Here is a 19711-nt window from a genome sequence, read left to right as displayed (position 1 = left end):
TGGGGACATCGAGTGAAAGGGACAACCAGATGATGCCGAATGGGACAACGCCGACCCCCGCAGGGCGAGGCCGGGGCAGAGCCGTGATCAAGACGCCAGCAAGGTGGCTGGCCGTACTCATGATGAGCACTGCATCACCTTTGGTGCTTCTGCCGCAACCGGCGCAGGCGCAACAGGTGGGTGGCGCGGCCAGCTACAGTTTCGACATTCCGGCGCAGCCCCTTGTGCGGGCGCTTTCGGCCTATGCGCGAACCACGGGGCAAAGGCTGGCCTATCCCGCTGCACTGGCTGATGGGCGAACCAGCCGCGCCGTGCAGGGACGTTACGGACGCGACGAGGCGCTTGGCCTGATGATTGCCGGAACCGGACTGGGCTACCGTGTGGAGGGGCAGGCCGTGACGCTCTTTCAGATCGGCGGGACCGACCCTTCGGCCCTGCGCGGGGACGGGGAGGATTTGATCCTGGATCCGATCACGGTCCTGGCGCAGCCACGGCAAGACGCGACCTCTGGCGCGGGCTTCCGGAATGCGCCGGACTGGGTCTATCGCAGTCCGACCAGCGTCAGTGTCGTCGGAAGGGAAGCGATCCGGGAGGACCCGCCGCGCCAGTCCGCCGATCTGCTGGATGACGTTTCGGGCGTTTACACGTCGGACAATCCGCAGGATCCGGGGCTGAACGTCAATATCCGTGGCATGCAGGACCAGACCCGCGTGAACACCATGATCGACGGGGTCCGGCAGAACCTGCAGCTCTCCGGGCACGGATCGACCGGGTTCACCTACCTCGATCCGGCGATGATCCGCGCGGTCGAGGCGCAGAAGACGGTCAGTTCCGGGGTTGGCGGGGCGGCCTCCCTTGCCGGATCGGTCAACTTCCGTACGCTGCTTGCCCAGGACCTGCTGGATCCCGGTGACAGGTTCGGCGGAGAGGTGGACGTGACCACGGGAAGCAATGCCTTCGATTTCCAGGGATCGCTTGCCGCGGCCTACCGACTGTCGGATCGGGTGGCGCTGACAGGCGTGATCAGCCGGAAGAAGATCGGAGACTACGAGATCGGCCAGAACGGGGAGGTGCTGGATTACAGGGACAACGTGACGGGCGAAGCGCCTGAGTACACCAATTCCGAAAGCTCCTCCGGCCTGCTGAAGGCGGAGATCGACCTCGGCGATTTCTCCGACCTGACCCTGAGCTGGCTGGGCTTCCGCAGCGAATACGCCACGGGCGATGGCAGTTACACCGACACCAATACGACCACCAACAACACCCTGCGCGCGGCCTATGCCTACAACCCCGATACGCCGCTCGTCGATCTGGCGGCAGACCTTTGGTACAACCATGTCCACGTCGACCAGTACCGTCCGCCGCGGTCTACCTATGATGCCTTCGACGTCGATTACGAGATCGGCACGATCGGCGGCAGCCTGCAGAACACCAGCCGTTTCCTGCCCGCCGGTCGCGACCTGGCGCTGAACTACGGTATCGAGGTCTTCCGCGACAGGACCGAGACCGACCAGCAGGGCACCGATGACACGGACGATCCCGACGGCGACTGGTTCACCGGTCCCAACCCGGAGGGAGAGCGCGCCGTCGCCTCGGCCTTTGCGAATGGTGAGCTTTCGCTGGGGCGTGGTGTCTCCCTGGCGGCGGGACTGCGCTATGACCACTACACGATGCAGGCAACCGCACGGGCACAGGACCTGATGACGGGGAGCTGGGATGACGTCGAGATCGACACGGACGACGGCCGGTTGCTGCCCTCGGCGCGGCTGGCCTGGCAGGCAAGCGAGGCGCTGCAGCTCTTTACCTCCTATTCGGAGGGGTTCCGTCCGCCGAACCTGATGGAGGCGGCTCTCGGCGGTACCCATATCGGCCTGGGCTACGGCATGTTCATGCCCAACCCCGACCTGCGGCCAGAGACCTCCCGGACCTGGGAGCTGGGCGTCAACGTGCTGGCCGACAGCGTACTGCGCGAAGGGGACGCTTTGCGCCTGAAGGCTGTCTACTTCGACCGCAGTGTCGAGGATTACATCCTCTACGGTTTCAACAGCTACGGCCAGGCGATGAACGTCAACGCCGTTGGCACCTCGACCATGAAGGGGCTGGAACTGGAAGCGAACTACGAATCCGAACGGTTCTTCATCGGTGCCAGCTACACGAAGCTCGACAGCGATATCTCCGATCAATTCGAACATGAGGCGGCCGGTGTCATCACTGGTGGACTGACCGTCTACGTCCCGCCCGAGGACAAGGCGACGCTGCAGTTCGGCCTCCACCTGCTGGATCAGCGCCTGACGCTCGGGACGCGGGTCACCTATGCGGGGGCGACGACCTACCTCGGCAACAATGGCTACCTCGACGATGTGCGGGCCTACACGGTCTATGACATCTTCGCCCGCTACCAGCTGACCGACCGGGCGGAGCTGCGCATGGCCGTGAACAACCTGACCGACGTGGCCTATGCCGACAGCCTCGGCACGCCGGACTATCCGGCGCCGGGGCGCACGGCGATGATTTCGCTGAACATGACCTTCTGAGACTTCTCCACCCAGACGGCAGAGATGGACCCGGCCCTGGCCGGGTCACCCAAGACGCCCCTCACGGCTGGATACCGGGGGCACCAATCAATCTCTTCTGAAGAGGATATCAAGATGACTGTGGATATTTCCATCTCGGGCGATTTCGCCGGCTACCTGGCGGATTACAGCACCTTTTCCCGCGCGGGCTGGGGCTGGTTCAATTCGAGCAACCCGTTCGACTTCACCGGCGACGATTACGCCAATTCCGAAGCGGCGCTGCCCTTCGCCTCGTGGAACGCCAGTGAACGCGGCTTCGTCGCGGAATCGGTCGATGGCTGGGAGTACAGCACCGGCAACATCGAAGGCTCGCTCGATCACATCAAGATCGGCTACGGCCTGACGGCCAACAGCTCCGAGGATTTCGACACGATCACCACCGTGGCCGATTTCGACTTCGGCGGCGTCGTTGCCGATGGGGAGGGCAGTGCCGGGCAGGAACTGGTCTACGCCTTCATGACCGGCGACCTGTCCTATCTCGAAAGTTACCTTGCCACGGAAGGCACGCGCCAGACCGGCACCACCTCTGCCGACGTCTTCCAGGGCTTCGGCGGCGAGGATACCTTCGTCTTCGACGATGATCTGGGCGACGACACGGTCGAGGATTTCGATGTGACCGAGGATATCATCGAGCTGAACCTGGAGGATACCGACTACGACAGCTTCGCCGAGCTCTCCATCGCCAATGACGCCAATGGCGACGCGGTGATCGACCTGGGCGACTACGGCTCCGTCACGCTGGCCGGGGTCGATGCCGGCGATGTCACCGCCTCGAACTTCGCCTTCACCGATGCGGCCCTGGCGGCCTGACGCAGGATCAATGGATCTTTCGTCCCATATCGCCCCGGGCCGGGTCCCGGGGCAGGCACCGTCGCGATCCCCGATCGCGGCGGCGGCTTCCGTTTTGTACCGCTCGGTGCTCGGTCTGGCTCTGGTCAGCCTCGTCGTCAACCTCCTGGCGCTGACCTCGCCGATGTTCATGCTGCAGGTCTACGACCGGGTGATCCCGAGCCGCAGCATGCCGACGCTGGCAGGTTTCGCGGTACTGGCCGTGATGCTCTATGCCTTCCAGGCGCTGCTCGACGTGCTGCGCGCCCGGGTTTTCCTGCGGCTGGGCGAAAGCATGGACGAGGCGCTGTCGCGGCAGGTGCATGCGGAGATCAACGCGGCGGCCCTGCGCGGCCGCGCGGGGGAGGGGGTGCAGCCGCTGCGCGACCTCGACAATATCCGCAACTTCATCGGTGGGCAGGGCGCGCCTGCCTGGTTCGATCTGCCCTGGCTGCCCTTCTACCTGTTGCTGTGTTTCCTATTGCACCCCTGGATCGGTGTCACCGCCAGCCTGGGGGCGGTCGTGATGGTGGCACTGACCCTGCTGAGCGCGCGGCTGACGGCCGGGCCCGCCCGGGCAACGCAGCGCCTTGGCGCGACCCGCCAGGACATGCTGGAGGCGACACGCCGCAATGCCGAGGCCGTGCGCGCCATGGGAATGGAAGCGCGGCTGGCCGACCGCTGGCAGGCGGTGAATGCCGGCTACCTCGCCGCGAACCGGCAGGCGGGGGACATCAGCGCCCTTCTGGGCGGCATTTCCCAGTCTCTGCGGCTGATGCTGCAATCGGCGATCCTGGCCGTGGGCGCGGCCCTGGTGATCCGGCAGGAGGTGTCAGCGGGTGTCATGATCGCCTCCTCCATCATGATGGGGCGGGCCATGGCGCCGGTCGACAAGGCCATCGCAAGCTGGAAGAGCCTGAGCGCCGCACGTCAGAGCTGGCAACGTCTGGGTGCCCGCCTCGGGCGGGCCGGGGGCGCAGGGCCGGGGCTGTCCCTGCAGCCGGCCTGCGGGCGGCTCGACGTCCGGAGCCTGAGCGTTGCCGCGCCGGGCAGCCGCGCCCCGATCCTGCGCAACCTGTCCCTGCAGGTTCCGGCTGGCAGCGCCCTTGGGGTGCTGGGGCCCAGTGGTTCCGGCAAGTCGACGCTGGCGCGAGCGCTGGTCGGGCTCTGGCCGCCTCTGGCGGGGGAAGTCCGGCTCGACGGGGCGCTGCTTGGGCAATGGGAGGCGGAGGCGCTTGGCCGGAACCTCGGCTACCTGCCGCAGGATGTGGAGCTTTTTGCCGGAACGGTGGCGGAGAACATCTCCCGCTTCGATCCTGTGGCCGGGAGCGAGGACATCATCGCCGCCGCCCGACAGGCGGGGGTGCATGATCTGATCCTCGGGCTGCCACAGGGCTATGACACCCTGTTGGGGGAAGGCGGCGCGACCCTGTCCGGCGGCCAGCGGCAGCGGATCGGTCTTGCACGGGCGCTTTTCGGCAACCCGTTCCTCGTGGTCCTGGACGAGCCGAACGCCAATCTGGATGCGGAGGGGGAGGCCGCCGTGAGCCGCGCCATTACCGCCATTCGGGCGCGCGGTGGCATCGCCGTGATCATCGTGCATCGTCCTGCGGCCCTTGGCGCGGTCGACCTCGCTCTGATGCTGAAGGATGGGCGGCAACTGGCCTTCGGGCGGAAGGAGGAGGTGCTGGCCAAGGTGCTGCGCCCGCGTCCCACGGTCCCGGAAGGGGCTGGCGAAAGCCTGGCCTCGGTTCGCTACCTGCTGCCCGCAGAGGGCGACGAGGCGGAAGAAAAGGGAACGGAGGCGGTAAGCCATGGATGATGTCGGGGGATATAGCGGGCAGGGACCTGCCGCATTGGGCGCGCGTCGACATCTCCGGCTGGCGGCCTGCTCTGCGGTGCTTCTGCTTTGCTGCCTGTTTGGTTGGGCGGTGACGGCCCAGCTCTCCGGTGCCGTCCTGGCCGAGGGGCGGTTCGTGGTGCGGTCCCACGTCAAGGATATCCAGCACCCGGACGGCGGCGTGGTGGCGGATATCCTGGTGGAAGAGGGTGACAGGGTACAGGCGGGCCAGCTTCTGATCCGGCTGGACGGGACGCAGCTTGCGGCGAGTCTGGCCATGCTCTCGGACCGGCTTGACGAGTTGCAGGCCCGTGCGGCCCGGCTGGAGGCCGAAGCAGCGGGCGCCGCCGAGATCGACTTCCCCGGGGCGCTGCTTGCCCGCGCGCAGGAACCGGAGCTTGCCATGATCCTGCGGGATGAGGAGGAGTTGCTGCGCTCCCGCCGGGAGGCGAGACAGGGACAGAGGGCCCAGCTGGAAGAGCGGATCGCGCAGTATCGGCTTCAGGCCGACGGGCTGGCGGCGCAGCAGGGAGCCTATGAACGCGCGCTTGCGGTCCTGGAGGAGGAGATTTCGGGGCTGAGGCGCCTGCGTGGCGACGGTCTGGTGACGGTCGAACGCCTCAACTCCCTCGACCGGGAGGCCGCGACCTACGAGGGGGAACGGGGCGAGGCCATCGCCGGACAGGCCGAGGCCGCGGGCCGGGTGGCCGAGATGCGCCTGCAGATCCTGCAGATCGACAGCGACTTGCGTGTCGAGGTGAGCCAGGAGCTGCAGGAGACCCGGGCGCAGATCGCGGAATATCGGGAACGACTGGTCGCCACCCGGGACAGTTTCGCACGGATCCGGATCACCGCGCCGCAGGCGGGACTGGTGCACGAGCTGTCGGTCCATGCGCCGGGGGCCGTGATCTCCCCGGCGGAGGCGGTCCTGCAGATCGTGCCGATGGACGATCCCCTGCAGGTCGAGGCACGGGTGGCGCCGGGGGATATCGACCAGATCTATCCCGGGCAGGCGGTGTTCCTCCGCCTGAGCGCGCTGAACCAGAGAACGACGCCCGAGGTCGCCGGGCGCGTCACCGGCGTCGCGGCCGAACTCTCCGAAGATACGCGCAGCGGGGCGAGCTTCTACCGCGTGACCGTCCTGCCCGAGGCCGATGAGGCGACCGACGAGGTGCTGGGGCAGGCGGTGCCGGGCATGCCGGCAGAGGTCTTCCTGCGCACGGAGTCACGCTCGGCTCTTTCCTACGTGCTGAAGCCGCTGTCCGACCAGTTCTCGAGGGCCTTCAGATCCGAATGAGTGGTCCATTCCGGAAAGCGCCGCACCCCGCATGCGGGGGCAGCGGCCGGCATGTTCGTTTTGCGCGCCGGGGACTATTCTGCCGGTGCATGCGGGGGCGCTTTGGTCTCCGCAGCTGACCGGGTGGAGCGGGGTTCCGGGCTAGGTTGCGGAAGGCGCCACCGCCGAACGGGGCGCTTGACCTGCTGCGCTGTTACGAAATTAACGGTGCCATCTCCTGAGGTCTGGTGTTCGCACCAGATTGGCAGGCCGCTTTTCCTTGCTTTCGGTAGGCGTCACCCTTTGAATTTCCCCCGACCGGGCCAGACGTGCTGGCCGCCCAGATGTCGGGTGCAGTCGCTTCTTGGGATAGAGGCTTGGCAGGCTAGTGACTGGCGCATGTCGAGACGGATTTTGGCGCAGGTGAGCGACTTCTCAAGCGTCACTCAAAGGCTCATCTGGCAGCTTGGCTGAGACGATGTCGGTAGCCCGCTGGAGACGTCTTGGAAAAGCTGCGAAAGGCGCTTCAGTTCAATGACCCGGGGCCTGCCGGGGCGGATGGGGCCCGGCGGAGAAGGCAGGGTCTAGCGGAGGACCGAGACGCTGACGGGCACGTCCTGCCTTGGCAGATAGCTCGACCAGATGCCGATGATTTCCTGCATGCTCTGGCTGACGCCGCCGCCGCCGGCCGGGCCACTAACGTAAAGGGCTTCGACCTCGGTGCCTATGCGCCGGGCGTCGTCCGCGCTGCGACAGCGCGCGGCGACCCTTGCCCTGACCTCTGCTGAGGGGTTGGCCTGCTCCGCTCCGTCGCCGAGAGCGGTCATGGCGATCAGGTCGAAGGAGATATCCTCCGGCGTGACCTGCCGGGCCAGGCGTTGGCGGACCGTGTCGAGCGCCAGGCGGGCGCGGTCATGGGCGGTGGCGCCGGCATAGGAGATCTGGCCCTCGCCGATGAAACCCGCGCGATAGCCTACGGAGACCTTCAGCTGCTCGGGTGCGGGGCGGCCGGTCGCGCCTGACAGCCTGACACGATCCGGCGCGGTCTGTTCGATCAAGACGCGGGAGAAGTCGGCGGTGACATCCGGGGTCAGGTAGTTGGCGGGGTCGAAGACCTCGTACAGGAGCTGTTCCTTGCAGGTGGCGGGGCAAACGCTGCCCCCGGTGCCGGGCAGCTTGTAGATCTCGAGCGATCCATCTTCTCGGAAGTCGCAGATCGGGTAGCCGATGGTTTCGAGGTGGTCGACGGGTTTGAAATGCGGGTCGGCAAAATAGCCGCCGGTCACCTGCGGGCCGCACTCCAGCAGGTGACCTGCCAGGGTGGCCTGGCCGATGCGGTGCCAGTCGTCGAGGCTCCAGCCGAAGCTGTGCAGGATCGGGCCGACGAAGAGCGACGGGTCGGCAACCCGCCCGGTGACGACAACGTCCGCGCCGCGCGACAGGGCCTCGACCACGCCGGCCGCGCCGAGGTAGGCGTTACCGGAGACCAGGTCGCAGGTGGCGTCGCCCAGGTCCTCTCCGGTTTCGGCAATCGGCGTGTGCGGGCCGATGTGATGGCGCACGTCGTCACCGGTGACGACGGCAATCGAAAGTTGCGGGAGGCCCAGATCCCGGGCGATCTGCTGGATGCGCCGGCCTGCCGCGAGGGGGTTTGCCGCGCCCATGTTCGTGACGATCCTCACGCCATTGCGGGCGCAATGGGGCAGGACGGCCCGCATCCGCAGCTCCAGCATGGGATCGTAGCCCTGTGCCGGGTCCTTCTGCTTGGCCAGTTGCGCCGCGGCAACCGTGCGTTCCGCCAGGCATTCGAAGATCAGGAAATCCAGATCGCCATGTTCGGCCAGGGCCACCGCAGGTTCGACGCGATCGCCGGCATATCCGGCGCCGGTGCCAAGTCTGATGGATCGCATTCTGCCGGACCTCCTGTCGTCTGTCTGCGCGAAACGGCCTGTCGAGCATGGCACCGATCAGGCGGCAGGATAAGTTAGCTCGCTGCGGCTATTTATTACATTCGATTATGAATTGTTCGGCCTGCGCCTATTCGAGGGTGATGGTGTCGAGGACGCGGAACTTCTCCATCGCGTTTGTGGCGATGCTGCCGCCGCCGCGTTGGAACATGTTGAACATCTGCAGGGTTGCCGGGGTGTGGGCGCGTTTGAGCAGGGTGATCAGTCCGATTTCCCGACGGGCGAGGAAGGTGTCGATGGCACGCAGTTTCAGCCCGTGGAGTTCAAGCCCGCCAAGGGCCAGTTCCGGGATGAGGGCAAAGCCGACGCCGGCGCGGACAAGGCCGACGGCGGTGGCGAGGCCGGTAATCTCGCTCTTCTGGTTCAGCCTCCGGCCGGTGCGTTCGCAAAGCTGCTGAACCTGGTGGTGGACGCTGGTATGCGGCGCGAAGCCGACATAGGGGCGCTCGCACAGGTCATCCCAGCTGGGGTTCTCGATGAAGGACAGCGGATCGTTTTCCGAGCAGAGGCAGACCAGTCGATCGGTGATGAAAGGGGTGAAGCGCAGCATGGGATCTTCGCCCGGGCTGGCGCCGATGCCGAATTCTACGTCACCCTGCTTGACGCTATCCTTCAGATGGTCGCCCAGCATCTCGTAGACGCCGACGTCGAGACCGGGCAGGAGGCCTGTCAGTTGCGCGACGATGGAGGGCAGCACGCTGGCGGCGACGGAGGGCAGAATGGCGATGCGGACGCGGCCCGCGCGCATGTTCCGCATATCGTCCATCTGCTGGTAGGCATCGTCCAGGTCGCCCAGTACGCGGCGGATCTGCTGGGCAAAGATGCGGCCTTCGTCTGTCAGGTCCACCCGCCGTGTCGTGCGGTTGAACAGCTTCATGCCGATTTCACCTTCGAGCTGTCGGATCAGCTGCGACAGGCCGGGTTGGGTGATGTTGATCTTGATCGCCGCCTCGGAAAAGGAGTCGGATTCGACCGCTGCGATGAAGGCACGCAGCTGCTTGATGTTCGCATTCATGGGTTCGTGTCGCACAGGGGATGGGCAGTTCCGCGCGGGGCATGGCGTCGGTCTGTCCGGGGATGTGGCCCAGCTTTGCGGCGGAGCGGTGAAAAGCAAGGCTTTCCGCCTGATCTGCCTCGATTGAGTGCGAAATCTTATAAATCGGACGCAACTCGTAATTTGAGTGCTGCCGTCTTTGGCGATTTCTTCAGGGCAAGGCCCCGCGTCAGCCGGGGCCAGAGACATATCTCAACCGGGAGCAAGACATGAAGACCTTCGCCAAAATGACGCTGTCGCGTCGACGCGCCCTGCAACTGATTTCTGGCACCGCGGCCACCGCACTGCTCAGCGGTACGGCTCATCAGGCCCAGGCCGGCGCGGCCGAGAATTCCGTCAACATCGGGCATATTTCGCTGCGGCACCTCAACCCCGCGATCCAGGCCGGCAATGCCACGGGCCTGCCGGGGGTCCAGATCTTTGCGGGTCTGCTGCGCCTGGATGCGGACATGCAGCCGATCCCCTACCTGGCCGAAAGCTGGAACGTGGCCGAGGACGGGCTGAGCTGCACCGTCAAGATCCGCAGCGGCGCCCTGTTCCACGATGGTACGCCGATCACGGCGGAAGATGTCGTCTTCTCCCTCATGACGGTCAAGGAGAACCACGCCAACGGTCGCGCGATGTTCGGCGGCGTTTCGGGGGCCGAGGCCGTCGATGAGCTGACCGTGTCGATCACCATGGACTATCCGCTGCCCGCGCTGCTGACGACCCTGTCGGCCTACACCCTGCCGATTATTCCCAAGCATATCTACGGCGAAGGCGACATCCTGGAGAACCCCGCCAACCTGGCGCCGGTCGGCTCAGGCCCGTTCAAGTTCGTCGAATATGTTCCCGACAGCCACGTCACCCTGGAGAAGTTCGACGACTTCTTCCTGGAGGAAAAGCCCAAGCTGGATCGCCTGAACTTCATCATCATCCGTGACGCGATCACAAGCCTGATCGCGGTGGAGCGGGGCGATATCGACTACCTGCCGTTCGCGGGCATCCCGATGCGCAATATGGACCGGATCCGCGCCAACGAGAAGCTTGCAGTGACCAGCGACGGCTACGGCATCCTTGGCCCGATCAACTACCTGGAAGTGAACCTGCGCAGCGAACCCCTTTCGGACGTGCGGGTGCGCAAGGCCATGGCCTATGCCATGGACAAGGATTACATCGCCGACACCCTGCTGAACGGCGAGGCCAAGCGGCTGGACGGCCCGATGCACAGCTCGAACGTCTTCGCGAGCGATGACCTGGTGATCTACGACTACGATCCCGAGAAGGCGAAGGCCCTTCTGGACGAGGCAGGCTACCCCGAGAAGGCCGACGGCACCCGGTTCGAGCTGGACATGCGCTGGTATCCCGAGCCGGGCAACATCAACAGCCAGGGGCCGGTTGCCCAGTACCTGAAGGCGCAGTTCGCCAAGGTGGGGATCAAGATCAACCTCGTTCCCTCGCCTGACTTTGCCTCCTGGTCCAATGCCATCGGCAACTGGGATTACGACCTGACCATGAACGCCAGCTGGAACCAGGCGGATCCGACGCTGGGTGTCAGCAAGTCCTACCTGAGCAGCTTCATCAAGAAGGGCGCGGTCTTCGTCAACACCGAGGGCTACAACAACCCCGCCATCGACGATCTGCTCGACCGTGCCGCTAAGGAGCCGGATTTCGACACCCGCTATGCGATGTACGCCGAGTTCCAGAAGACCATCAGCGACGAGCTGCCCCTGATCCACACCAACGAGGAGCCGCTTTACACTGTCTACAACAAGGCTCTCGCGGATCTGCCGACCACCGGCTGGGGTATCCTGTCGCCGATGCTGGACATGCACTGGACCAAGGCCTGATCCCATGACGGAGACGAAGATCTGGCCGAACGGGGCGCGCTGCGCGGTTTTCCTCAGCTTCGATTTCGATGCCGAGACGAACTGGATGGCCCGCCACCCGGACAACATGAAACGCCCCGGGACCCTGTCCCAGGGCACCTATGGGGCGCGCGAAGGCGTGCCCCGTATCCTGAAGCTGCTGCAGGAAGAAAGCCTGACCTGCACCTTCTTCGTCCCAGGCTGGGTGGCCGAGAACCGTCGACCCATTGTCGAGAAGATCGTCGAGGCGGGCCACGAGATCGGCCATCATGGCTATCTGCACAAGTGGGTCGATCCGAACCGGCCCGAGGAGGAGGAAGAGGAATTCTACGGAGGCCTGCGGGCGCTGATCGAGGTCACGGGCAAGTCCCCCGTCGGCTACCGCGCGCCTTCGGGGGAGACCAGTCCGAACCTTGTCCGGATGCTGATCGACAACGGGTTCCTCTACGATACCTCGATGCTGGACGGGGTCATGCCCTATCGCCACCGGCTGAAGGATGACGACCGTACGCTGATCGAATTGCCCTGGGCCTGGGGCCTTGACGACGTGCCCTATCTTTCCACTTCGATCGCCTTTCACCGGCCGATCATGTCGGCCGAGAACATCCTTGCGATCTGGAAGGCCGAGTTCCGTGCGATCTACGAAGAGGGCGGGCTGTTCACCCTGATCAACCATCCCCAGGCCATCGGGCGGCCATCGCGGATCCAGATGCTGCGCGAGATGATCCGTTACATGAAGAGCTTCGAAGGGGTCTGGTTCGGCACCGGCCAACGGGTCGCGACGGCCTGGGATCGTTCGGGTGCGCAGGGGATCGAAGACCAATGGCTCAGCCCGTTTCTTGGTGAATAAGTCATGTCGAAACCCTTGATGAAGCGGATCGCGAACATCGCCTTCCTGCTGATTGCCGTTCTGATCCTGAATTTCCTGCTTATCCATGCCTCACCCGGCGATCCGGTCGATGTGATGGCCGGAGAGATGGGGGGCGCGGATCCTGAGGTCCTGGAGAAGCTGCGCGCCGCCTACGGGCTGGACCGGCCGCTGCATATCCAGCTGCTCAGCTATCTCGGCCATGCGCTGCAGGGGGATTTCGGGACCTCCTACTACTACAAGCAACCGGTGACCGAGGTACTGTTGCAGCGGATCCCGGCGACAGTGCTGCTGGTCGCGACTTCGGTCATCCTGGCGACGGTGGTCGGCACGTTGCTGGGGGTCTTCTCGGCGTTGAAGCCGAAATCCTGGCTGAGCCACTTCGTCACCGCGATCTCCTTGGCGGGCTATTCGGCGCCGGTCTTCTGGACGGGGATCCTGCTGGTGATCTGGCTGTCGCTGTCGGTCCCGCTGTTCCCGGCCAGCGGGATGGAGACCATCGGCAGCGCGCGGGAAGGCCTGGCCCACGTGAAGGACGTGGCCATGCATCTGGTGCTGCCCGCCCTGACGCTCGCCTCGACCTACCTGGCGCTCTACAGCCGCCTCAGCCGGACCTCGATGATGGAGGCGCTGAATGCCGACTACGTGCGGACCGCGCGGGCCAAGGGCGCATCCCGTGGGCGGGTCGTCTTTGGCCATGCCTTCCGCAATGCGCTGATCCCCATCGTCACCATCGTGGGCCTGCAGTTCAGCCAGGTGATGGCCGGGGCCGTGGTGGTCGAGACGGTCTTCAACTGGCCCGGGCTGGGCCGGCTTGTCTTTGAATCCATCCTGCGCCGCGACTATCCGATGCTGCTCGGCGCCCTGTTTTTCTCTGCGGTCATCGTGGTTGTCGCCAATGCGCTGACGGACCTCTGCTACCGCCTTATCGATCCGAGGATCCGCACCAATGGCTGATGCTCCCACGTCCCTGGGTGCGGCCCCGCCGCCGCGCTTCGAAACCCTGCGCCTGTTCCTGACCAACCCGTCCGGGCTGACCGGCACCCTGCTGCTGCTTCTGATCATCGTAGTTTCGGCCATCGGGCCGGCTCTTTACGGGGTGGGCGGCTTCGACATGGCGGGGCCACCGTTCATGCCGCCGGACAAGGACTTCTGGCTGGGCACCGATTTCCTGGGCCGCGACGTCATGGCGGGTGTCCTTGTCGGCGGTCGGGTGACCCTGGCCGTGGGCGCCCTGGCGGCCGCGATCACGGTGACCATCGGCATCGGCGTCGGGGCGCTGTCGACCTCTGACCGGGCCTGGTTGTCCTTCCCGGCCACCAAGGCGACGGAATTCTTCCAGGTGCTGCCGCCACTTCTGTTCGCCATGGTGATCGTGACGCTCTTCGGCGTGTCTCTCTGGGTGATCGCCATTTCCATCGGCCTGGTGGCCTGGACGGCCACCGCCCGCCTGACCCGCGCAGAGATCCTGCGGATCCGCAACCTGGACTACGTTGATGCGTCTCGCAGCAGCGGGGCATCGAGGGCGCGGCTGCTTTTCCGCGTGGTGCTGCCGAACGCCTTGCCGTCGATCATCGTGTCTACGGCGCTGGCCGTGGGGACCTCGATCCTGTTCGAAAGTGCGCTGTCCTTCCTTGGCCTGGGTGATCCCAACATGATGAGCTGGGGTTTCATTATCGGCGAGAACCGCGACTACATCCTTGTCGCCTGGTGGGGCGTGCTGGGGCCGGGGGCGGCGATCTTCCTGTCGGTCCTGGCGATCAGCCTGATCGGCGACGGCATCAACGATTCCCAAAATCCCAAGTACAGGTCCCGTTGAGCATGGCTGTTGCAGAATTCGACAATACGACGATCACCATTGTTCGCCGGGAGGGCGAGGCGAGGGTCATCAACGGTGTTTCCTTCGCGGTGGACGAGGGGGAAACCATGGCCGTGGTCGGGGAATCCGGCTGTGGCAAGAGCACACTCGCGCTGGCGGCAATGGGCCTGCTGCCCGATGGCTTCCGCGTGAGCGGCGGGGAGATCCGCGTCGGTGCGGAGCGGATCCAGGATCGGTCGGACAGAGAGTTGCGGCGGCTGCGCGGGGCGCTGATGTCGATGATCTTTCAGGAGCCGATGACGGCGCTGAACCCGTTGCAGCCCGTGGGGCGTCAGGTCATCGAGGTGATACGCCTGCACCGCGACGTCTCGCGGTCGGATGCCGCGGCCATGGCTCTGGAGATGCTGCGCGCGGTGGAGATTCCGGAGCCGGAATCGCGCATGGCGGCCTATCCGCACCAGCTGTCTGGGGGCATGCGGCAACGGATCGTGATCGCCATCGCTCTGGCCTGCCGACCGAAACTGCTCATCGCGGATGAGCCGACAACGGCGTTGGACGTGACCGTGCAGGAACAGATCTTCGACCTGCTGAAACGCATGCAGGAGGAAACCGGCATGGCGATCATGCTGATCACCCACGATCTGCACGCGGTGTCGGAAATGGCCGACAGGGTGTCCGTCATGTACGCGGGCGAGTGCGTCGAGACGGCGCCGACCGGGGCGCTTCTTGCCTCGGCCCGGCATCGCTACACCGAGGCGCTTCTGGGCAGCGCACCATCGCTGCGGCTGGGCGTGAGCGCGGCCGACCTGCCGCAACCGCTGCCTGAGATCGCGGGCCAGGTGCCGCAGCTTGGCGCGCCGCGCCCCGCCTGCGCCTTTGCGGCGCGCTGCACCCTGGCAGATGGACGTTGCCACGATGACGTCCCGACCGAACAGACAGAGACCGGCCGCAGCTATTGCTGCTGGCATCCCGGAGGCCTGGCATGACCGCTGAAACCCCACCCCTTCTGAGCGTGAAGAACCTGAAGGTTCATTTCCCCATGAAGAACGGCAAGACGGTGCGCGCCGTCGACGACGTCAGCTTCGAAGTTCGTCCGGGCGAAAGTTACGGGATCGTCGGTGAAAGCGGATCCGGCAAATCCACGACCGCCCGCGCGCTGATGCGGCTGGTAGAGGCGACCGCCGGGGAAATCCGGTTGGACGGCACCGACCTGCGGGCTCTGCGCGACGAGGGGCTGCGCAAGGCGCGCCGGGATTTCCAGATGGTGTTTCAGGATCCCTTCGCCTCTCTCAACCCGCGCTGGCGCGCCGGGGAGGCGGTGCGTGAACCCCTGCTGTCACAGCCCGGGACGGAAGCGGAGAGGGACCGGCGCGTGGCCGAGGTGCTGGCCGAAGTCGGCCTGCCTCCCCAGGCGGCGACCCTGTTTTCCCACCAGTTCTCCGGCGGACAGCGCCAGCGGCTTGCCATCGCGCGCGCCCTGGCCAGCCAGCCGCGCCTGATCGTCTGCGACGAGGCGGTGTCGGCGCTGGACGTGGCGATCCAGGCGCAGGTGCTGAACCTGCTGCGGCGGCTGCAGGACGACTACGGGATGTCCTATGTCTTCATCTCGCATGACCTGGCAGTGGTGCAGCAGGTCTGCCACACGGTGGGCGTGATGTACCTGGGCCGGCTGATCGAGGATGCACCGTCGGCATCGCTCTTTGCTGGCCCATGGCATCCCTACAGCTGGTCGCTGATCTCTGCCGCGGCCCCCGCCGACGTGCGCCCGGGGCTGAAGTTCGCCTTTGCTGCGAAGGGGGAGCCGCCGAGCCCGATCAACGTGCCGAAAGGCTGTGCCTTCGCCGGGCGCTGCCCCTTCGCGATCGACCTGTGCCGCAGCGAAAGACCTGACCGCAGGGAGGTCGCGCCGGGCCATGGCGTGGCCTGCCACCGCGCCGAGCTTGTCCACGAAACAGGGGCGCGCATCATCGCGTCGCGCCCGTCCACGGCCGCAGACGTGCCGGCAGAATGACCAAGAGGAAGACCCGATGACCAGACAGGATTGGCGCAGCCGCGCAGGAACCCCCTTCGAGCCTCAGAAATACCCGGTGCGCGCGAAGGGCGGCATGGTCGTGACGAACCACCCGCTTGCCTCTGCCGCGGGGATCGAGGTCATGGCGGGCGGCGGGAACGCCATCGATGGCGCCATCGCCTCTCTCTTCACGCTCAGCGTGGTCGAGCCGATGATGGTGGGCATCTTCGGCGGCGGCACGGCACTGATCCGGCTCGCCTCGGGCGAGGAGGTGGTGCTTGACGGACTGTCCTATGCCCCGGCCGCATCTGCCCCGGACAGTTTCCGCGCGGTATCGGACAGTTGGCCTGACTACATGGAGGTCGAGGGACGGGAGAATGCGGTCGGGCCGAAATCCATTGCCGTGCCGGGCAACCTGAAGGCCTGGTGCGAAACGCTGGAACGCTATGGCAAGTGCGATTTGACGACGGTCATGGCTGCCGCGATCCGCTACGCCGAGCTGGGTTTCCAGGCGACCCCCTACCTGTGCAATTGCATTGCCGGTGTCGCATCCGACCTGGCGCAGGATCCGGCGATCGCTGCGATCTTCCTGCCGGGGGGCAAGCCGCCGGTGCCGGGCCATGTCATCCGCCAGCCCGAATATGCCGAGACGCTGAAGCTGATCGCGCGGGAGGGGCCGGATGTTCTCTACGGCGGCGAGCTGGGCCGCCGTGTGGCCGAGGCGCTGACCGAGGCCGGGTCGTTCCTGCGCGAGGAGGATCTGCGCGACTACCGTACCATCGACCGGACACCGGTGAAGGGAGAATACCGGGGCGTGCAGATCACGGGCTGCCCGCCGCCCTGTTCCGGCGGGGTACACGTGGTGCAGATGCTGAACCTTCTGGAAGGCTTCGACGTGACCGAGCTGGGCTTCGGTACGGAGACCGGTGTTCACCTGCTCTACGAGGTGCTGAAGATCGCGGCGACGGACCGACGGGCCTCCACCGCTGATCCGGACTTCGTCGACGTGCCGGTGGAGAAGCTGATGGCGAAAGCCTACGGCGATGAGCGCCGGCCGGAAATCGATCTGACCCGGGCCAAGGCATTCGAGGCGGCGGCGCTGTCGAACGAGTCGCAGAACACCACGCATGTCACTGTTGCCGATGCCGAGGGCAACATCGTCACCTCGACCCAGACGATCAACTCTCTCTTCGGGGCGCGGATGCTGATCCCCGGGACCGGGATCATCCCGAACAACTACATGTATCTGTTCGATCCGCATCCCGGGAACACGCTGTCCCTGGTGCCGGGCAAGCGGATCACCTCGACCCAGTCACCGCTGATCGGCTACCGCGACGGCAAACCCTATTTCGCCCTGGGTCTGCCCGGCGGGCCGCGCCTTTACGGATCCGCGATGCAGGCGGTCGTCAACCTGATCGACCACGGCATGACCCTGCAGGAGGCCGTGGAGGCGCCGCGCGTCTGGACGCAGGGGCAAGACAGCGAATGCGAAAACGAGTTTTCCGAAGCCCTGCAGCAGCGCTGGACAGAGATGGGGCATCCCATCGTCCCGGTGCCGCATATCGCGGGCGGCATGTGCGCGATCGAGTTTGTCGAGGATGGCGCGATGATCGGTGCGGCTTGCTGGCGCGCGGATGGCACGCCGATGGGCATCGGCGGTGGCCTGGCCCGGGAGGGGACGCAGTTCTGGCCTGACTACCGCCGGAATTCCCGCGATCATTCCGAAAAGAAGTCCCGGGGACCGGCAGAATGAGCAGACCGGGTTCTTCCCCCGGACGGGTGCGCTTGCTTGACATTGCGCATGCGCGCGCAGGCGACAAGGGCAATGACTCCTGCATTTCTGTGATCGCCTACGATCTTGCCGATTACCCTTTCCTTGAAAAGGCGCTGACCCGAGAGGTGGTGAGGAAACACTTTGGCGGGATCGTCCAGGGGGAGGTGGAGCGCTATTGCCTGCCGCACCTCGGCGCGCTGAACTTCGTTCTGCGCAAGGCGCTGGCGGGTGGGGTCACGATTTCCCTGCGCTTGGACCGGCATGGCAAGACCTTGTCCGGCGTGATGCTGGACCTTGAATTGCAGCGCCCCGATGACGCGGATCACCCTGTCCAGGCGGGGAAGGGCGTGCCCCTGCGCGCCGGGACCTAGGTGTTCCCTTGAGGCCACGTGCTTAAAAGCCCCGGAGTTCTTCCGGGGCTTTTCGCGTTTTGACTGTGAGGCAGGGCATCAGGCGACCTCTATCCAGGTGCTCATCCCTGCGGCGGCATGGGCCAGCATGTGACAATGCAGGAGCCATTTGCCGGGATTGTCCGCGGTGAACGCGATTTCCACCGGAGCGCCCGGGATGCTGAGGATCGTGTCCCGGAGCGGGCCGAAGCGGCCGTCGGGGAGGACTTCGCGGAAGTGCATTCCGTGCAGGTGCATGGCATGTGCGAAGGCGGTGTCGTTGATCAGGCGCAGGCGCAATGCCTCCCCTCGCGCCAGCCGGACAAGCGGGGTCTCGGTAAGGCCGACCTGACCCGAGAGCGCCCAGAACTGACCCTGCCGCGCAATCTCTCCAAAAGTCATCTCCCGCCCCCTGTACCGCGCGGAAGAGAGCCGCCCCATGGCGCCACCCTCCATCCTCAGATCAAGGGATCTGGCGCCGGTCAATTCGGGCGGCGTCATGCGGGGGTTTGGGGGCAGCGGGGCAGGTGGTGGCCGTTTCGTCCCAGTGTCGGAGCTGCGCGGTTGGTCGCTGACCGGGAACCTGACCTGGGCGCGCCACTCCCCGTCCTGGCCGAGGTTGAGCAGGGCGGCTTCGGTGCCTGCGGGCGCCGTGACGTCGACAATCAGGTCGATCCGCTGTGCCGGGGCAAGCACGAGGCGGGAGGTCACCGGCTCAACCACGGGCAGGGGCATGCCGTCCAGGGCAATTTGCCATCCCGTCAGCCCCTGCAGGCCCAGGACGAAGATGCGCGCGTTGGCGCCGTTGATCAGGCGCAGGCGTATCCGCTGGTTCCGTTGCACGGGGAGGGACAGGTTGTAGACCCCGTTGGCGCCGGTCAGATTGCCCAGACGTCCGCCGTGGCTGAGGCTCATCGGCAGGCCGAAGGGCAGGGAAAACTGGGCGTCGGCGGGATCAAGCAGCCAGTCGTCAAGCAGGAGTACTTCGTCCCGGTCAACGTCCGGCAGGGCAGGTTCCTCGACGATCAGCGCGCCGGCGAGGCCGCGGGCGACCTGTTCCATGGAGTTGGTATGGGCGTGGTACCAGTAGGTCCCGGCATCCGGCAGGGTGAAATCGTAGTCGAAGGTGGCGCCGGGCGACACCGCGTCCTGTGTCAGCCCTGCGACACCGTCCATCGCGTTGTCGATGCGAATGCCATGCCAGTGGATCGAGGTCGGGACCGGCAGTTCGTTGACGAGGCGGCGTGTCAGGCGACCGCCCTGCGGCAGGCGCAGCACCGGCCCCGGCAATTGTCCGTCGTAGGCCCAGACCTCGGTTCTGGGGAAGGAGGGCGGCGCGATCTGCGCCTGTGAGACACGGGCGGTCAGGGCGCGCGGGGAGGCCGCGCGGGCCGGCAGGGCAAGGGCCCCGGCGGCCCCTGCAACGCCGGCGCAGAAGGCGCGGCGGGAAAGGTTCCTGGGCATG

Annotated in this window: 15 protein-coding genes; 12 read left to right on the top strand and 3 right to left on the bottom strand. The window is 65.8% G+C overall.

Annotated elements, in window-relative coordinates:
• Positions 1–119 precede the first annotated feature (119 nt).
• The 4 genes from AC2IR1_RS14980 to AC2IR1_RS14965 all read left to right on the top strand — a co-directional run bounded on the left by AC2IR1_RS14980 (position 120) and on the right by AC2IR1_RS14965 (position 6538).
• Positions 120–2534 (top strand): TonB-dependent receptor, encoded by a 2415-nt coding sequence (locus tag AC2IR1_RS14980; RefSeq protein WP_486472773.1) that lies wholly within the window; start codon positions 120–122, stop codon positions 2532–2534.
• Positions 2535–2648: 114 nt separating this feature from the next.
• The gene (locus AC2IR1_RS14975) at positions 2649–3383 is read left to right on the top strand and encodes a hypothetical protein (protein WP_486472772.1); all 735 of its coding nucleotides are present in this window, start codon (positions 2649–2651) and stop codon (positions 3381–3383) included.
• A 10-nt stretch (positions 3384–3393) separates the two neighbouring features.
• A complete protein-coding gene (locus tag AC2IR1_RS14970; protein ID WP_486472771.1) occupies positions 3394–5223 on the top strand; it encodes a type I secretion system permease/ATPase in 1830 nt (609 codons plus the stop codon).
• The gene (locus AC2IR1_RS14965; RefSeq protein WP_486472770.1) at positions 5216–6538 is read left to right on the top strand and encodes an HlyD family type I secretion periplasmic adaptor subunit; all 1323 of its coding nucleotides are present in this window, start codon (positions 5216–5218) and stop codon (positions 6536–6538) included. Before AC2IR1_RS14970 ends, AC2IR1_RS14965 begins: the two co-directional genes overlap by 8 nt.
• A 563-nt stretch (positions 6539–7101) precedes the next feature.
• Here the strand turns inward: AC2IR1_RS14965 and AC2IR1_RS14960 are convergent.
• Together AC2IR1_RS14960 and AC2IR1_RS14955 are read right to left on the bottom strand one after the other, a co-directional pair.
• Positions 7102–8427, bottom strand: a complete 1326-nt coding sequence (locus tag AC2IR1_RS14960) for an acyclic terpene utilization AtuA family protein (RefSeq protein ID WP_486472769.1) — start codon at positions 8425–8427, stop codon at positions 7102–7104.
• A 127-nt stretch (positions 8428–8554) separates the two neighbouring features.
• Positions 8555–9499, bottom strand: a complete 945-nt coding sequence (locus AC2IR1_RS14955) for a LysR family transcriptional regulator (RefSeq protein WP_486472768.1) — start codon at positions 9497–9499, stop codon at positions 8555–8557.
• 248 nt (positions 9500–9747) lie between these two features.
• Between AC2IR1_RS14955 and AC2IR1_RS14950 the strand changes: the two genes are divergently transcribed.
• Genes AC2IR1_RS14950 through AC2IR1_RS14915 form a run of 8 tightly spaced genes read left to right on the top strand, consistent with a single transcriptional unit; the run spans position 9748 to position 18228 of the window.
• On the top strand, positions 9748–11367 hold the full coding sequence (locus AC2IR1_RS14950) for an ABC transporter substrate-binding protein (protein WP_486472767.1): 1620 nt from the start codon (positions 9748–9750) through the stop codon (positions 11365–11367).
• A 4-nt stretch (positions 11368–11371) separates the two neighbouring features.
• Entirely contained in the window at positions 11372–12235 is an 864-nt protein-coding gene (locus AC2IR1_RS14945; protein ID WP_486472766.1) for a polysaccharide deacetylase family protein, read from the top strand.
• Positions 12236–12238: 3 nt separating this feature from the next.
• Positions 12239–13210, top strand: a complete 972-nt coding sequence (locus tag AC2IR1_RS14940) for an ABC transporter permease (protein ID WP_486472765.1) — start codon at positions 12239–12241, stop codon at positions 13208–13210.
• The gene (locus AC2IR1_RS14935) at positions 13203–14072 is read left to right on the top strand and encodes an ABC transporter permease (protein WP_486472764.1); all 870 of its coding nucleotides are present in this window, start codon (positions 13203–13205) and stop codon (positions 14070–14072) included. The genes AC2IR1_RS14940 and AC2IR1_RS14935 overlap by 8 nt, the downstream gene beginning before the upstream one ends.
• A 2-nt stretch (positions 14073–14074) precedes the next feature.
• On the top strand, positions 14075–15058 hold the full coding sequence (locus AC2IR1_RS14930) for an ABC transporter ATP-binding protein (RefSeq protein WP_486472763.1): 984 nt from the start codon (positions 14075–14077) through the stop codon (positions 15056–15058).
• Complete coding sequence (locus AC2IR1_RS14925; RefSeq protein ID WP_486472762.1) at positions 15055–16083, top strand: ABC transporter ATP-binding protein; 1029 nt, start codon at positions 15055–15057, stop codon at positions 16081–16083. Before AC2IR1_RS14930 ends, AC2IR1_RS14925 begins: the two co-directional genes overlap by 4 nt.
• A 16-nt stretch (positions 16084–16099) precedes the next feature.
• On the top strand, positions 16100–17836 hold the full coding sequence (gene ggt / locus AC2IR1_RS14920; protein ID WP_486472761.1) for a gamma-glutamyltransferase: 1737 nt from the start codon (positions 16100–16102) through the stop codon (positions 17834–17836).
• A gap of 32 nt (positions 17837–17868) precedes the next feature.
• A complete protein-coding gene (locus tag AC2IR1_RS14915; RefSeq protein WP_486472760.1) occupies positions 17869–18228 on the top strand; it encodes an AtuA-related protein in 360 nt (119 codons plus the stop codon).
• A 78-nt stretch (positions 18229–18306) separates the two neighbouring features.
• On the opposite strand, the gene AC2IR1_RS14910 is transcribed toward AC2IR1_RS14915, so the two are convergent.
• A complete protein-coding gene (locus AC2IR1_RS14910; RefSeq protein WP_486472759.1) occupies positions 18307–19710 on the bottom strand; it encodes a multicopper oxidase family protein in 1404 nt (467 codons plus the stop codon).
• Position 19711 lies beyond the last annotated feature (1 nt).

The organism is Pseudooceanicola sp. NS-SX8 (genome assembly GCF_057380755.1).
This window is presented reverse-complemented; position numbering and strand designations above follow the sequence as displayed.

Bases quoted from the DNA above. Each gene is read 5' to 3' on its own strand.
- AC2IR1_RS14975 (WP_486472772.1), top strand. From the start codon at position 2,649: ATGACTGTGGATATTTCCATCTCGGGCGATTTCGCCGGCTACCTGGCG.
- AC2IR1_RS14965 (WP_486472770.1), top strand. From the start codon at position 5,216: ATGGATGATGTCGGGGGATATAGCGGGCAGGGACCTGCCGCATTGGGC.
- AC2IR1_RS14960 (WP_486472769.1), bottom strand. From the start codon at position 8,427: ATGCGATCCATCAGACTTGGCACCGGCGCCGGATATGCCGGCGATCGC.
- AC2IR1_RS14955 (WP_486472768.1), bottom strand. From the start codon at position 9,499: ATGAATGCGAACATCAAGCAGCTGCGTGCCTTCATCGCAGCGGTCGAA.
- AC2IR1_RS14980 (WP_486472773.1), top strand. From the start codon at position 120: ATGATGAGCACTGCATCACCTTTGGTGCTTCTGCCGCAACCGGCGCAG.
- AC2IR1_RS14930 (WP_486472763.1), top strand. From the start codon at position 14,075: ATGGCTGTTGCAGAATTCGACAATACGACGATCACCATTGTTCGCCGG.
- AC2IR1_RS14925 (WP_486472762.1), top strand. From the start codon at position 15,055: ATGACCGCTGAAACCCCACCCCTTCTGAGCGTGAAGAACCTGAAGGTT.
- ggt (WP_486472761.1), top strand. From the start codon at position 16,100: ATGACCAGACAGGATTGGCGCAGCCGCGCAGGAACCCCCTTCGAGCCT.
- AC2IR1_RS14940 (WP_486472765.1), top strand. From the start codon at position 12,239: ATGTCGAAACCCTTGATGAAGCGGATCGCGAACATCGCCTTCCTGCTG.
- AC2IR1_RS14950 (WP_486472767.1), top strand. From the start codon at position 9,748: ATGAAGACCTTCGCCAAAATGACGCTGTCGCGTCGACGCGCCCTGCAA.
- AC2IR1_RS14935 (WP_486472764.1), top strand. From the start codon at position 13,203: ATGGCTGATGCTCCCACGTCCCTGGGTGCGGCCCCGCCGCCGCGCTTC.
- AC2IR1_RS14970 (WP_486472771.1), top strand. From the start codon at position 3,394: ATGGATCTTTCGTCCCATATCGCCCCGGGCCGGGTCCCGGGGCAGGCA.
- AC2IR1_RS14945 (WP_486472766.1), top strand. From the start codon at position 11,372: ATGACGGAGACGAAGATCTGGCCGAACGGGGCGCGCTGCGCGGTTTTC.
- AC2IR1_RS14910 (WP_486472759.1), bottom strand. From the start codon at position 19,710: ATGCCCAGGAACCTTTCCCGCCGCGCCTTCTGCGCCGGCGTTGCAGGG.